This is a genomic window from Moorena sp. SIO2C4, assembly GCF_010672485.1.
Classification (GTDB): domain Bacteria; phylum Cyanobacteriota; class Cyanobacteriia; order Cyanobacteriales; family Coleofasciculaceae; genus Moorena; species Moorena producens.
Genome location: NZ_JAAHGN010001542.1, coordinates 1 through 1,159, shown reverse-complemented (window position 1 = coordinate 1,159; position 1,159 = coordinate 1). Strand labels below are relative to the sequence as shown.

The 1,159-nt window shown below is 43.3% G+C and carries 2 protein-coding genes; one reads left to right on the top strand and one right to left on the bottom strand.

Translation table 11 applies throughout. From position 1 onward, the window contains the following. Positions 1 to 513 precede the first annotated feature (513 nt). Complete coding sequence (locus F6K20_RS39360; protein ID WP_287298579.1) at positions 514 to 663, top strand: hypothetical protein; 150 nt, start codon at positions 514 to 516, stop codon at positions 661 to 663. Positions 664 to 674: 11 nt separating this feature from the next. On the opposite strand, the gene F6K20_RS39355 is transcribed toward F6K20_RS39360, so the two are convergent. Next, positions 675 to 1,159 (bottom strand): ABC transporter substrate-binding protein (locus F6K20_RS39355; protein ID WP_287298578.1); only part of this gene is annotated, 485 nt, incomplete at its 5' end.

The following is a 1,159-nucleotide window of genomic DNA, read 5'->3' as shown; positions in this document are numbered from 1 at the left end:
GAATTTTGCCCCCCTAGCCCCCCAACTTTGGGGGGAACAAGAGTCAATTTGCTTCTAAAAGTCCCCCAAAATTGGGGGATTTAGGGGGCTTGGATGTAACAAATGAAACTTCTCAGACAACCTCTCAGTATTATCAAGTCACATTTTCTGTCGAACTGGTCATATTTCCCTGAAATTTCTGGAATCAGAATCCCCTATTCTTCAGAGTTGTAGGGTGGGCAAAAAAAAACATTTTGGTTATGGGTGAGTATTCTAGATAATATCAATTTGCCCACCCTACTGACTTGTAGGTTGTAGGGTGGGCAAAAAAAAACATTTTGGTTATGGGTGAGTATTCTAGATAATATCAATTTGCCCACCCTACTGACTTGTAGGTTGTAGGGTGGGCAAAAAAAAACATTTTGGTTATGGGTGAGTATTCTAGATAATATCAATTTGCCCACCCTACTTTAATTGGGATTTTTTTTACACTTTTGGTGGTGCGTTACGGGGCGGACTATCCCAACTTTGACGGTGCGTTACGGGACGGGCTATCCCAACTCTGGCTACGAGGCAGAAAATGAGGGCAAGCCCGTCCCTAACGCACCCTACGAGGATAAAAATAAGGGCAAGTCCGCCCCTAACGCACCCTACGCACTAAAAACCCGTCGCCAACCTTCATAATAGCATAACCACTATAATACGATTTCCCTATAAAAGTACCAAAGATGGGCATTCCAATTAGTATCGAAATCGTTGGGTAATCGCTCCTGAAGACTAGAAGATTGTAGGTGAAGTAGCTCCGGTTTGTTGAGGGGAGTTGGGATTACAGTCCAATCTTTTCTGTTATTGAACTGGCTATAGAGTTTCTCAGTATATGGTAGCACCGCAGCATTATACTTGTTACTACTTACTACCTCTGTGACTGCATCAAGCTGCCCTAGGACAGAAATAACAATACGATCCAATCGTGGCGCACCTTTTACATACTTGGGAAAAGCATTCAGTACAATTTCTTGGCCTGAGTCAAATCTCTCAACCTGGAAAGGTCCACTGCCAATGGGCTTCAGCTGAAAACTTTTTTGATTAGCAGTAGCTGGGATTTCTGCTGCTACCTCTCCTTTGAACAAAATCCTGACCAAAGGTTCTTCGATTACCTTACCTGCTACCACAGCATGGA